The sequence below is a fragment of the Burkholderia sp. S171 genome, assembly GCF_009766085.1.
GTDB lineage: Bacteria > Pseudomonadota > Gammaproteobacteria > Burkholderiales > Burkholderiaceae > Caballeronia.
Genome location: NZ_LMUF01000064.1, coordinates 294190 through 306956 on the forward strand (window position 1 = coordinate 294190; position 12767 = coordinate 306956).

Genomic DNA, 12767 nt, shown 5'->3' on the forward strand with positions numbered 1-12767 from the left:
TGACCGTGGAGGCAGGAGGAGGACTTTCCCCCACGGGTGAATGGTTCTTAAGTTATTCAAACATTGGCAATAGATAAATACGTTTGGAGCGAATAGATATTTGTGGATAGGCGAATAATCTCGCATGTTGGAACGCTAAGAAGCAGGACTCGCTAGCGGAGAGCATGCAAACGCAGCCACGAAGAATTGAGGCGAATTGGGCAAGCCAAGCTAAAAGTTTAACCAAGCTCGACCCGGGCTATCACGCGTAGGCTTGCGCAGGTTCAGCAGGCGTGCGAGCCGTGCTGTACACGGTCGACTCGATGTCTGTTCCGTTAATCAGGCAACGGCCTTGAAGGTCTGTATTGCTGGACATCAACGGACATTTTTCAAAGATCATCGCGATCCAGTCAACAAACACGCGGACCTTGGGCGCCAGGTGGCGATTGTGCGGATACACCGCCGCAATAGGCATCGGACGCGGTTTCCACTGCGGCAGCACCTCGACCAGCTTGCCGGAACGTAAGTGCGGCAGCAGCATGAACTGGGGCGCCTGAACAATCCCGGCACCGTCAACGCCGCACATCACGTAGGCTTCGGCGTCGTTCACGGCTAGCGCCCCTCGCATCTTGACCGCGGTCGTTGCCTTGTCGACAGTAAAGTTCATGTCCTTGATACGACCCGTCCTGTTTGAAAAATACTGCACGGCCAAGTGTTGCCGCAGGTCGTCCAGACTCGTTGGCTCGCCATGGCGTTCTATATAAGCGGGGCTCGCGGCAGTCAGCGTCTGAAGCTCGCCCAGGCGTCGAGCGACCAGACTTGAATCCTCCAGCTCGCCCACGCGAATCGCACAATCCACGCCGTCCTGCACCAGGTCCACGGGCTTGTCTCCGAAGCCGACCATGAGGTCGATGTCGGGATAGCGTTCGCGGAACTCGAGCAGCCGGGGCATCACGATCAACCTGCCGATAGACCCCGGCATGTCGATGCGAAGTTTTCCGCGCGGACCCTTTCCGGTATTTGATAGGGAATCCTCAGTTTCATCTATCTCAGCCAGGATGCGCAGACAACGTTCGTAATATTGCGCGCCTTCCGGAGTCAGGTTCAACCGCCTTGTCGTGCGTTGCAGGAGGCGTACACGCAGGTGCGCCTCCAGGTTCTTGAGGATCGTGGTGGTGGAGGCGTGCGGCAGGCCCAGCGCATCTGCCGCACGGGAAAAGCTGTTCATCTCCACGATCTTCGTGAATACCTGCATTGCCTGTAGCCGGTCCATGTTGTCTCACCTTCAACGCTTCGCCGCACGCGGCAGCACACTGTTCAAGCAGAAATGGGCAGGTCCGGTCGCGATTGTTCCGAGCGAACGAATTGTGTTCTGGATTATAACCATTTATCAGAATTGCGCTGAAGTCCACAATTCGATGCATCGTAACTTTGGCGGAATGGCGCAGAACGCGTCACACGAAACATGCAATTGACGAGCGATCAGACGCTTAGCATCGAAGATGTATCGATCACGGGTCACGCGCAACTTATCAAGGTGCGCAGCTATCTCCCGGCTTCGAAAGGCGTGCTTTTGCCGATCGTTATTTATTTCCATGGCGGTGGTTTTGTACGCGGCTCGCCGGACGACGCCGAGATTGCCGCGTCGACGATTGCCCGGCAAACGCAAGCGTGGGTGGTGTCGGTGGGTTACTCGCTGTCTCCCCGGTTTCCCTTTCCTGCCGCGCTCGAAGATGGCTACCGCGCCACGCAATGGGCGGTGGCCAATGCGCGCGCCCAAGGCGCGGATGCGAGGCGCATGGGAGTGGCCGGTCACGATGCTGGCGGCAATCTGGCGACCTGTCTTGCCGCGGTTGCACGGGACCGGGGCGAGTTCGCGTTTTCGGCGCAGGCGCTGCTCGCGCCTTTGCTTGATCCCAGCATGACGCGCATGGCTAGCGAGGACGAGATTGTCGATCCTGATCTTGGCGCGAGCGAATGCGCGCAATGTTATCGAGCGTATTTGCCTAATGCATCGCAGTGGCTGCATCCGTACGCGGCCCCGATTGAGTCGCGCCGGCTGGCCGGTTTGCCGCCGGCACTGATCGCCAGTGCGCAGCACGATCTGCTGCACGTTGAAGCCGAGAAATATGCAGGCGAACTGATTGCCGCGGGGGTGCCTACCGAAGTCACGCGGCATTGCAACGCCTCTCACCATGAGTTGGGGACGCATCCAGCGGCGCTAGCCGATGTGGTGGCGTTCTTCCAGAAACGCTTGCCCGCCAAAGCACAAAGACGCTAAGCGCTTATAGCGATCTACAAAATTCATAGCGATTCAATCGGAGCAAAAAAATGTCCACGCAACGCAATCGAAAAGACGGCAATCGAAAAAACGGCAATCGAAAATACGCTGCGCTCGGCGCCACGCTCGTCCTGGCCGGGGCAGGTGCACTGACGGTGTTTCATGGTCACGGCGATTCGCCGGTCAACTCGGCGGTTGCCGCGTCGAATGCCGCACCGCCCACGGAAGTCGATGTGGCTGCGGTGGTAGCCAGGTCGGTTACGGATTACCAGGGCTATTCCGGACGGCTCGAGGCGATCGATAAGGTGGAGATCCGGCCGCTCGTGCCAGGCACTATTGTCGCGGTGCATTTCAAGGACGGCGCATTGGTCAAGAAGGGCGACCCGCTTTTCACTATCGATCCGCGCCCCTATGTTGCGGAAGTGGACCGTGCGTCAGCGCAACTGGCCGCGGCTCAGGCGCGCAATGGTTATGCCACAACCGACGCCGCGCGTGCGGACCGCTTGCTGGTGGATAACGCCATCGCCAAGCGCGATTACGATCAGGCGCAAAACGCCGCGCGTGAAGCGCAGGCGAACTTGAAGGCGGCTCAAGCGGCGCTCGAAACCGCGAAGATCAACCTCGGATACACGAACATTGCTGCGCCGGTATCGGGCCGCGTGTCACGTGCCGAGATGACCGTGGGCAACATCGTCTCTACAGGATCCAGCGCCCCGTTGCTGACCACGCTCGTTTCGGTCTCGCCCATCTATGCATCGTTCGATGTCGATGAGCAAACGTATCTGCGGTACCTGAGCCACGACTCCCGTGCAAGCGTGCCGGTTTCTCTTGGACTGGCGAACGAGGATGGCTACTCGCGCGAAGGCCGGGTCGACTCGGTGGACAACCGCCTCGACACCAGCTCGGGCACGATCCGGGTGCGTGCGCGATTCGACAACGGCGACGGTGCGCTGGTCCCCGGTCTCTATGCGCGCATCAAGGTGGGAGGAGGCGCGCCGCATCCTGCCGTGCTGATCGACGACGCCGCGATTGGCACCGATCAGGACAAGAAGTTCGTGATGGTCGTGGATCACGACAACCGCGCAGAGTACCGGGAGGTGACGCTGGGCACGCAGAACGACGGCCTGCGCGTGATCGCCAAGGGGCTCCAGCCGGGTGAGCGGATTGTCATCAACGGCTTGCAGCGGGTACGTCCGAACGACGTTATCAAGCCGAACGTGGTGGTCATGTCCGGCGCTGCTACACCGGCCAAGGACGCTTCCTAGGGCTTGGGCTCAAGGCGGCCCCACCGGCGCGCCTGAACGCTCATACAGCCTCTCATGCAGCTTCTAAAGCAGATAAGCAAACCGTCATGAACATCTCCAAGTTTTTTATCGACCGCCCTATATTTGCGGGCGTGTTATCGACAATCATTCTGCTGGCCGGCGTGATCTCGATGTTCAACCTGCCGATCTCCGAGTATCCGGAGGTCGTGCCGCCTTCGGTGATCGTGAATGCGCAGTACCCGGGCGCTAACCCGAAGGTCATTGCGGAGACGGTCGCCTCGCCGCTTGAAGAGCAGATCAACGGTGTCGAGAACATGCTGTACATGCAGTCGCAAGCGAACAGCGACGGCAAGCTGACATTGACCGTCACGTTCAAGCTGGGCATGGACCCGGACAAGGCGCAGCAGTTGGTGCAGAACCGCGTCTCGCAGGCGCTGCCGCGTCTTCCTGACGACGTGCAGCGGCTCGGCGTGACGACCATCAAGTCCTCGCCGACGCTGACCATGGTCGTTCACCTGATCTCGCCCAACGGCCGCTACGATTCCACATATCTGCGCAACTATGCGCTGATCAACGTCAAGGACCGGCTTGAACGAATCCAAGGCGTAGGGCAGGTCGACCTGTGGGGTTCAGGCGATTATTCAATGCGCGTGTGGCTTGATCCGCAGAAGGTCGCTGAGCGAGGCATGACTGCAACTGACATAGTCAATGCGATCCGCGAGCAGAACATCCAGGTGGCCGCCGGCGTGATCGGGTCGTCGCCGACCTCGGCGAATGTGCCGCTGCAATTGAACATCAATACGCAAGGACGCCTGCAGACCGAAGCCCAGTTCCAGGACATCGTGCTGAAGACATCTCCGGATGGCGCCGTCACCCATCTGCGCGATGTAGCACGTGTCGAGCTTGCCGCGTCCGACTATGCACGGCGTTCGTTGCTTGATAACAAGTCCGCGGTCGCCCTGACGATCTTTCAACAGCCGGGCGCGAATTCACTGCAAATATCGGATCAGGTCCGCGAAGCAATGAAGGAGATGCAAGTCGACATGCCGCCGGGCGTCAAGTACTCGATCGTTTATGACCCCACGCAGTTCGTGCGCTCAAGCATTGACGCGGTGATTCATACGCTGATCGAAGCCATTGCGCTGGTCGTGCTGGTGGTGATTGTGTTCCTGCAGACATGGCGTGCGTCAATTATTCCCTTGCTTGCCGTACCGGTGTCGATCATCGGGACGTTTTCGCTGCTGCTTGCGTTCGGCTTCTCGATCAATGCGCTGTCGTTGTTCGGCATGGTGCTGGCGATCGGCATTGTGGTTGACGACGCCATTGTGGTGGTGGAGAACGTAGAGCGAAACATCTCGTCCGGACTTTCAGCGAGGGATGCGACCTATCAGGCGATGCAGGAGGTGAGCGGACCGATCATCGCGATCGCACTCACGCTGGTCGCCGTGTTCGTGCCGCTGGCGTTCATGTCGGGCCTGACGGGACAGTTCTACAAGCAGTTCGCAATGACCATTGCCATCTCCACGGTGATCTCGGCGTTCAACTCGCTGACGTTGTCGCCGGCGCTCGCAGCGCTGTTGCTGAAGGGACACGATCAACCGAAGGACTGGCTCACGCGCGGCATGGATCGCATATTCGGCGGGTTCTTCCGGCTCTTCAACAAGGTGTTCCATCGCGGTTCTGAAAACTACAGCAAAGGCGTGGCAACTTTCGTCAATCGCAAGGCAGCCATCTTGGGGGTCTATCTGGTCCTGCTGGGCGGCGCGGTGCTGATGGAAAAAATTGTTCCCGGCGGTTTCGTGCCGGCGCAGGACAAGCAATATCTCATTGGCATTGTCCAGTTGCCTAACGGCGCTTCGCTTGATCGTACCGAGGACGTTGTGCGTCAGATGGGCGAGATCAGCAAGAACGTTCCGGGCGCAATCTCCGCCGTGCAGTTTCCCGGTTTGTCGATCAACGGATTTACCAATTCGTCGAGCGCTGCTGTCGTGTTCTTCGGGCTGACACCGTTCGATGAACGCAAATCAAGCTCCGTCACCGCCGGCGGCGTAGCGGCTGAACTCAACAAGCGCTTTTCGACGATTAAAGGCGCGTTTATAGCGGTGTTTCCGCCGCCGCCGGTCCTGGGGCTCGGAACCTTGGGCGGCTTCAAACTGCAGATCGAAGATCGCCAGGCATTAGGCTATTCCGCGTTGAACGACGCGACGCAAGCGTTCATCAAACGCGCGGCACAGACGCCGGAACTGGGACCTTCATTCTCAAGCTATCAGATCAATGTGCCGCAACTGAACGTCGATCTCGACCGGGTCAAGGCGAAACAACTCGGGGTATCAATAACCGATGTGTTCAGCACCATGCAGGTCTACCTTGGCTCGTTCTATGTGAATGACTTCAACAAGTTCGGCCGGGTGTACCAGGTACGCGTGCAGGCAGATGCGCCATTCCGATCAAATACTGATGCCATCGGCTTGCTCAAGACGCGCAACGCCAACGGCGAAATGGTGCCGTTGTCCTCGCTCGTGAAGGTGACGCCTACATTCGGCCCTGAGATGGTCGTGCGCTACAACGGTTATACCGCAGCCGATATCAACGGTGGGCCGGCACCCGGCTATTCATCGGGTCAGGCACAGGCGGCCGTCGCACGTATCGCAGCCGAGACATTGCCACGCGGCTTCAAGTTCGAATGGACCGATCTCACGTACCAGGAGGAATTGGCAGGCAATGCGGCGTTCGTCGTCTTCCCTATCAGCGTGCTGCTCGTGTATCTGGTACTGGCTGCTCTGTATGAAAGCCTGACCTTGCCGCTGGCGGTGATCCTGATTGTGCCCATGAGTATTTTCTCGGCACTGCTGGGTGTCTGGCTGACCCATGGCGACAACAATATCTTTACGCAAATTGGCTTGATGGTGCTGGTCGGCCTGTCTGCCAAGAACGCAATTCTGATTGTGGAGTTTGCGCGCGAACTGGAGATGCAGGGACGGTCCATTATTGAAGCGGCTATCGAGGCAAGCCGGTTGCGCCTGCGTCCTATCCTGATGACGTCTATCGCTTTCATCATGGGCGTGGTGCCGCTGGTGATTTCGTCAGGCGCCGGTTCGGAGATGCGTAAAGCCATGGGCATTGCCGTGTTCTTCGGCATGCTTGGCGTAACGCTCTTCGGGTTGCTGCTCACGCCCGTGTTCTATGTAGTGCTGCGCAAGCTCGCAGGCAACGAACACGTGGTCGACAAGCATGGCTTGCATCCGCATATGCGCGGTATTGACGCATCGATCGAGGCATAACCAAAATGTCAAACGCTAACCTAAGCAAACGCGGTTGGGGCCTGTCGGCATTGTTGCTCGCGCTGGCAGGATGCTCGTTGGCGCCGGTGTATGAGAAGCCCGATGTGAACGCCCCGCCCGCGTTCAAGGAAACACCAGCCGATACGTCTGCTCATGCAGACGCCGGCACGTGGAAGACCGCGCAACCATCGGATCAGATTGCCCGTGGCCAATGGTGGATCATTTTTGATGACGCCACACTGAACGATCTCGAGCAACAAGCGCTGGATGCCAACCAGAACCTGAAAGCTGCGGCGGCGCGCGTGAAGGAATCACGCGCCATTCAGCAAACGGCCCGCTCTGGTTTGTTTCCATCAGTTGACGCGGGATTCGGGCCAACGCGCGAGAAGGTTTCTCCCGCGTCGCAGCTTGAACCGGATGGCGTCAATGTGCCGGCGCAGACGTTATGGCGCGCACAGGCTACGGCATCCTATGAAGTCGATTTGTTCGGCCGGGTTTCCGATTCAGTGAAGGCTGCCGGCGCGGATGCCGAGCAAAGCGAAGCGTTGCTCCGTTCAGTGCAGTTGGCTTTGCAAGCGGACGTGGCGCAGAACTACTTCAACTTGCGTGAGCTGGATTCGGAGCTGGAGGTTTATACGCGTACCGTTGCGCTGCGTGAACAAACGCTTGAGTTGGCACAGCATCGCTTTGACGAAGGCGACACCAGCGAGCTCGACGTGGCCCGGGCGAAGTCCGAACTTGCCACTGCTCGTTCCGATGCCATGACCGCGCAGCGGCTGCGCGCGTCCTCCGAGCATAGCCTTGCGGTTCTGCTGGGCCGGGCACCGGCGCAGTTCTCCATGGCAGCAAACCCGCTGGCACCGGTGCAGATACGCATTCCTCCGGGCTTGCCCTCTTCGCTGCTGGAACGCCGGCCGGACATTGCCGCCGCCGAACGCGCAATGGCCGCGGCCAATGCACGCATTGGCGTGGCCAAGTCCGCCTACTTTCCGTCGTTGTCCCTCACGGGCGCGGCAGGGGTTGAATCCGCCACGCTAGGCGATCTTTTCAAATGGTCGAGCCGCGCTTTCCTTCTTGGACCGTTGGCTGGAACCGCGCTTGCGGTGCCTGTCTTCGACGGAGGGCGGCGCAAGGGCAACCTCGCAAACGCTCGCGCCGTGTTTGAGGAAGACGCGGCGAATTACAGGCAGCAGGTATTGGTTGCGTTCCAGGAGGTCGAGAACAACTTGTCGGATCTGCGCATCCTGGAGGAGCAGACACGCACCGAAGCGCAAGCCGTTAGCGCGTCCAATCGTGCCGCTACAATTTCGAGGACACAGTACACGGAAGGTGCTGTTAACTACCTCGATGTAATCGATGCAGATCGCACCGCACTTCAGACGCAGCGGGCCGCCGTGCAATTGTCGGGCGTACAGGCAGTCGCAACGGTCAATCTGATCCGGGCATTGGGTGGCGGGTGGGGAGATTCCGCAGGGGCTAGCGCGTTGGAACCTAGCATTGCGCAGCGCTGACTGAGGCTAAGTTTGCGCTAAGGCTAGCGCTTAAACTCAACGACCAGTCATCGGGCGGGGCGGGCGGAAATCACCGCTCTCCCTGCCCGAGAATTTTTTGCGCCGCTAAAGAGAATAGAATCTGCCCGAGCGAAGTCGCGCTTGAGGCACGAGGCCTCGCATCAATCTATAAAGGCGCACGACGACCCATCCGACGACCTGTCATTACGCAGTTGCAGAAGATTCGTGCAAAGAAAAACGGGGGGCATGTAACCTGTTGCCTGAAATCGTCGAACTAGCCTACAGGTCGCGCTATATCATCCGACACCGCGACGGTGCTTGCCGACAATTACAGATGCCTTTCGAGGAGCAGCGTCACCCGATGGATATCAACTTTGAATGCACGATGTGCGGTAAATGCTGCCACGACCTCAAGCTGCCTTTGAGCGTCGACGAAGCGCTCGTATGGCTTGAGCGCGGCGGCAATGTCCAGTTCCTGTGTGAAGCGGTGCCTTGGCCCGATGAGCCGCCTGCCGACAACCTGCAGGCGCAGCATAAGCGTCGCCGGTCGTTTGCCGCATCGAGCGGTGAGTTGCCCGTGCGGGTGGTCGTGGTCCTGGCGGCATCGTTCGAGGGTGCGTGTCCGCACTTGCAAGCGAACCTGAGTTGCGGCGTGTATGAGCAACGCCCGACTGTCTGCCGGATCTATCCGGCGGAGATCAATCCGTTCATCGAGTTGAAGCCTGAGCAGAAGGAATGTCCGCCGGAAGCGTGGGGCTCGGACAAGCCGCTCCTGATGAGCGCACACCGCGTGGTTGATCCCGAGACGTTTGCGTTGATTGCGAAATCGCGTTCGGCCGACGTTAGCGACGCCCCAGCCAAAGCGCGCGCATGCGCCGACCTGGACATTGATGCGGCAGCGCTGGCGAACGAGGGACTGGTGGTTTACTCGCCGCCGGTAGACCTCGCTATAGCCGCGTTGAAACGTGCTCGCGAGAACCGTAATGCAGATGAGGAAGTGGTGCACTGGAAGGTCGTGTCGAACCGTCGCGAAACCGTGGACACGCTGACGTCCATCGGAGCAATGGGTGTCCATTACGTGAAGACGGACGCGCCCGCGTTCGATTACCTTGGCTTCTTTCCGGCCTCGGCGTGATCCTCGATCGATGCCCGGGCCGATCGATCAGGATGGATCCGGGTTCATCGAGCTTATTACTGAGCACACGCTAGGTCGCTTCCCGGACAGCACGCAGGAACTGCTGCGTACGCTCATGTTGCGGTGCTCCGAAGAACTGCTGCGGCGGCGCCTGTTCAATGATCTTGCCTTGTGAAAAGAAACACACGCGGTCCGCGAACTCTTTCGCAAATCCCATCTGATGCGTGACCATCAACATGGTGAGATCGTGCTCGCGGCCGAGCCTCCGAATCACGTTCAGCACTTCGCCGCATAACTCGGGATCGAGCGCGGAAGTCACTTCATCGAACAGCATCACTTTTGGCCGCATCGCCAGTGCCCGCGCAATCGCCACGCGCTGCTGTTGGCCGCCTGACAACTGCGATGGAAAGTGATTGCACTTGTCGTCGAGCCCGACCATGGACAGCAGCTCCCGGCCACGCTCGTTCGCATCGCGCTTAGACATGCCGAGCACCCGCAGCGGCGCCTCGATGGTGTTCTGCAACGCCGTCATATGCGGGAACAGGTTGAAGCTCTGGAACACCATGCCGATCTTGCGGCGCACTTCGCGGACATGCCGCTCGGAGGCAGGCACTAGCGCGCCATTGCGGCGCATGTGCGTAAGCGGCTCACCTTCCACTTCAATCAGACCGTCACTGAGCGGATCGAGTGTCATCAGCACGCGCAGCAAGGTGGATTTGCCCGATCCGCTGGGTCCGATGATCGCGACCTTCTCGTTACGGGCGACCTCCAGATCGAGCGCGTCGAGCACGGTAAGCGAGCCGTATCGTTTCGTGACGCCGGCAAAGCGCACCATCGGCTGGACGTTGGGTGCGACAGCGTCTGCGCCGAGTGCGGGGTCGAGATCCCGTTTCATCTGCTTCTCCTGGAGTTCCATCAGCATGCCCCTGCCGGTTGTTCGAATAGAACATGCGTCATGGCAATCTCACGCGACGTTCGAGGTGACGCACGCCTGAGGCGAACGTCACGCTGATCAATAAAAAGAACAGGCCGGTCATGGTGATCGGTTCGAGATAGCGGAACGTTTCCGAGCCGATATTTTTAGCCTGCTGCATCAGTTCGACCACCGTGATGGCGGACAGCACGGGCGTGTCCTTGAACATGGCGACCAGATAATTGCCGAGCGCTGGAATGACCGGCCGGATCGCCTGCGGAAGAATGACGCCGCTATACGTTCGCCACGGAGACAGTGACAATGCGCAGGCGGCTTCCCACTGTCCGCGCGCCACGCCATTCAATCCCGCTCGATAAACCTCGGACACGTAACACGCATAATGCACCGCGATGCCGATGGTGCCCGCTGTTAACGCCGACATCGTGAGACCGTAGAGCGGCGCCACATAGAACAGCACGTAGACCTGGATCAGCAACGGCGTGCTTCGAATGAACTCGACAAAGAATCCCGTCACCCGTGCGACCGGCGCAATGGCGCTGCGGCGCAAGATAGCCAGCGCAAGACCCAGCACCAGTGCAATCGCAAAGCCCACCAGCGTGATACCGATGGTGTACATGGATGCACGCAGCAACTCGGGCAGAATATGCACTGCATACTTGACGTCGAAAAAGGAGTTCATTTCGCCGTCCTCTCCGTGGATTTGAGACTGATGCCGTGACTGACGCGGCGTTCGAAATGTCGCATGACGGTAACTACAATCTGCGCCATGACGAAATAGATCACTAGCGTCAGCGCAAAAATTTCAGCGGTCTTGAAGGTCGCTTCGTCTAGCTGGCGTGCGCGGAAGGTGAGGTCGGAGAGGGTGATCAGCGAAACCAGCGAGGTTCCCTTCAACAATTCGATCATCAGGTTCGTGGCGGGCGGCAACGCGTTGATCATGGCTTGCGGCAAGACAATGCGCCGCATCCTTGTCGACGCGGGCATGTTCAACGCAAGCGCCGCCTCATATTGCCCACCCGGCACTGAACGCAATGCACCCCGCAGGATCTCGGAGCCATAGGCGCCGTAATGCAGCCCCAGCCCGACGATGGCAACGGTGAGCGGCGTCAGTTCCAGATTGAATGGCGGCAACGGCAGCACGAAGAAAAGCCAGAATAGCTGTACCAGTAGCGACGTACCGCGAAATACTTCCACATACGCGTTGGCGGTCCAGCGCAAAACGCGCCATGCCGATGAGCGCAGTACGGTCGCCAAGCCGGCCATCACAATGGCCAGCAAGATCCCGGACACCGCAATCTCGACGGTGACGAGCGTGCCCTTCAGCAACAGGGGCAAGAGTTCATGCAAGTCGCCCATGGCATTCCTCGCTTAAGGCATTGAGGCGGTGAGCCGAGTTGAAAGCCGGCACGTGCCGGCTCGTCACATGAAGACGAAGACAATCAACCGCCGCAGAGTTGCGCGGTGGTCTTGTCCGGCAGGTTGCTTTTATCGAAACCAAAAGGTGCGACCGTCTTCAGATGATCCGGCGTACCGAGCCACGCTTTCAACTGCTGGTTGACGGCATCGCGCAGGTCCGTGTCGTCCGGACGGAACGCGAGCGCCCCGTAACCGGTGTGCTTGGGATCGTCAGTAAACTTGGGGATGGCTTCGACCGTCGGACCCGCCTTCTCGGCCAGGCCCTTCATGGTCAGCGCGGTGCCGGCGGCAGCGTCGGCGCGGCTTGCACGCACTGCCTGCAACTGCGCGGTGGTATCGGGTACTTGCAGCAATTGCCCGTCCTTTACGCCGGAGTCCCGTGCATAGCCCAACTCAACCGAGCCCGCCATGACGGCGAGTTTTGTGTCGGGGTTTTTAGCGACGTCCGCATAACTCTGCAGGTTCTTGGGATTGCCTTTCAAGGTCAGCAGGGTGTCCTGGATCTGGTATTGAGGATTGGCAAAAGCAACCTGCTTGCAGCGCTCAGGCGTGACGTACATGCCCGCCGCAATCACGTCGAAGCGGCCCGCGCGCAATCCAGGAATGAGCGAACCCCACTCGGTCAGGACGGCATCGACTTTCTTGACACCGAGCTTGGCGAACACTTTCTTCGCTATCTCGGGTGACTCGCCCGTGACGGTGCCGTCCGGCGTGGTGTACGCAAAGGGGCTTTCGTTCGCGTAGCCAATGCGCACTTCCCCGGTGCGCTGAATGCGCTGCAAGGTTGTTTCAGCATTCGCTGCCGCAGCATGGGCCACCAACCCCGCCGCTGCTGCCGTCATGCACAGCGTGGACAGCGCCCCCAGCATTCCAGACACTCGTTTGAGTTTCATGTCGATCCGTTCCCGATTCCGTAGCGTGGTTGATTGCGCCGCGTCCGCGCGGCACGAGTGGCGAAAAATGCT

General features: G+C 59.4%; 10 protein-coding genes. 5 read left to right on the forward strand and 5 right to left on the reverse strand.

What is annotated here, in order from left to right:
* Positions 1 to 241 precede the first annotated feature (241 nt).
* A complete protein-coding gene (locus tag GSQ93_RS36150) occupies positions 242 to 1252 on the reverse strand; it encodes a LysR family transcriptional regulator (RefSeq protein WP_158940902.1) in 1011 nt (336 codons plus the stop codon).
* Positions 1253 to 1444: 192 nt separating this feature from the next.
* On the opposite strand from GSQ93_RS36150, the gene GSQ93_RS36155 reads away from it, so the two are divergent.
* The 5 genes from GSQ93_RS36155 (at position 1445) to GSQ93_RS36175 (ending at position 9452) form a co-directional block, all read left to right on the forward strand.
* Positions 1445 to 2260, forward strand: a complete 816-nt coding sequence (locus tag GSQ93_RS36155) for an alpha/beta hydrolase (protein ID WP_158940904.1) — start codon at positions 1445 to 1447, stop codon at positions 2258 to 2260.
* Between the two features lie 50 nt (positions 2261 to 2310).
* Positions 2311 to 3525 (forward strand): efflux RND transporter periplasmic adaptor subunit, encoded by a 1215-nt coding sequence (locus GSQ93_RS36160; RefSeq protein WP_158940907.1) that lies wholly within the window; start codon positions 2311 to 2313, stop codon positions 3523 to 3525.
* Positions 3526 to 3611: 86 nt separating this feature from the next.
* Entirely contained in the window at positions 3612 to 6806 is a 3195-nt protein-coding gene (locus GSQ93_RS36165; protein WP_158940909.1) for an efflux RND transporter permease subunit, read from the forward strand.
* Between the two features lie 5 nt (positions 6807 to 6811).
* Complete coding sequence (locus tag GSQ93_RS36170) at positions 6812 to 8317, forward strand: efflux transporter outer membrane subunit (protein WP_158940911.1); 1506 nt, start codon at positions 6812 to 6814, stop codon at positions 8315 to 8317.
* Between the two features lie 361 nt (positions 8318 to 8678).
* Positions 8679 to 9452 carry a YkgJ family cysteine cluster protein gene (locus GSQ93_RS36175; RefSeq protein ID WP_158940913.1) on the forward strand — a complete coding sequence of 258 codons (774 nt, stop codon included), beginning with the start codon at positions 8679 to 8681 and terminating at the stop codon, positions 9450 to 9452.
* Between the two features lie 70 nt (positions 9453 to 9522).
* Here GSQ93_RS36175 and ehuA read toward each other — a convergent pair whose 3' ends face one another.
* The 4 genes from ehuA to ehuB all read right to left on the reverse strand — a co-directional run bounded on the left by ehuA (position 9523) and on the right by ehuB (position 12695).
* On the reverse strand, positions 9523 to 10347 hold the full coding sequence (ehuA, locus tag GSQ93_RS36180; protein ID WP_254074237.1) for an ectoine/hydroxyectoine ABC transporter ATP-binding protein EhuA: 825 nt from the start codon (positions 10345 to 10347) through the stop codon (positions 9523 to 9525).
* Between the two features lie 58 nt (positions 10348 to 10405).
* Positions 10406 to 11065, reverse strand: a complete 660-nt coding sequence (gene ehuD / locus GSQ93_RS36185; protein ID WP_158940914.1) for an ectoine/hydroxyectoine ABC transporter permease subunit EhuD — start codon at positions 11063 to 11065, stop codon at positions 10406 to 10408.
* On the reverse strand, positions 11062 to 11742 hold the full coding sequence (gene ehuC, locus GSQ93_RS36190; RefSeq protein ID WP_158940916.1) for an ectoine/hydroxyectoine ABC transporter permease subunit EhuC: 681 nt from the start codon (positions 11740 to 11742) through the stop codon (positions 11062 to 11064). The genes ehuD and ehuC overlap by 4 nt, the downstream gene beginning before the upstream one ends.
* A gap of 83 nt (positions 11743 to 11825) precedes the next feature.
* Positions 11826 to 12695, reverse strand: coding sequence for an ectoine/hydroxyectoine ABC transporter substrate-binding protein EhuB (gene ehuB / locus GSQ93_RS36195; protein ID WP_158940918.1), 870 nt, complete (start codon positions 12693 to 12695; stop codon positions 11826 to 11828).
* Positions 12696 to 12767: the final 72 nt, after the last annotated feature.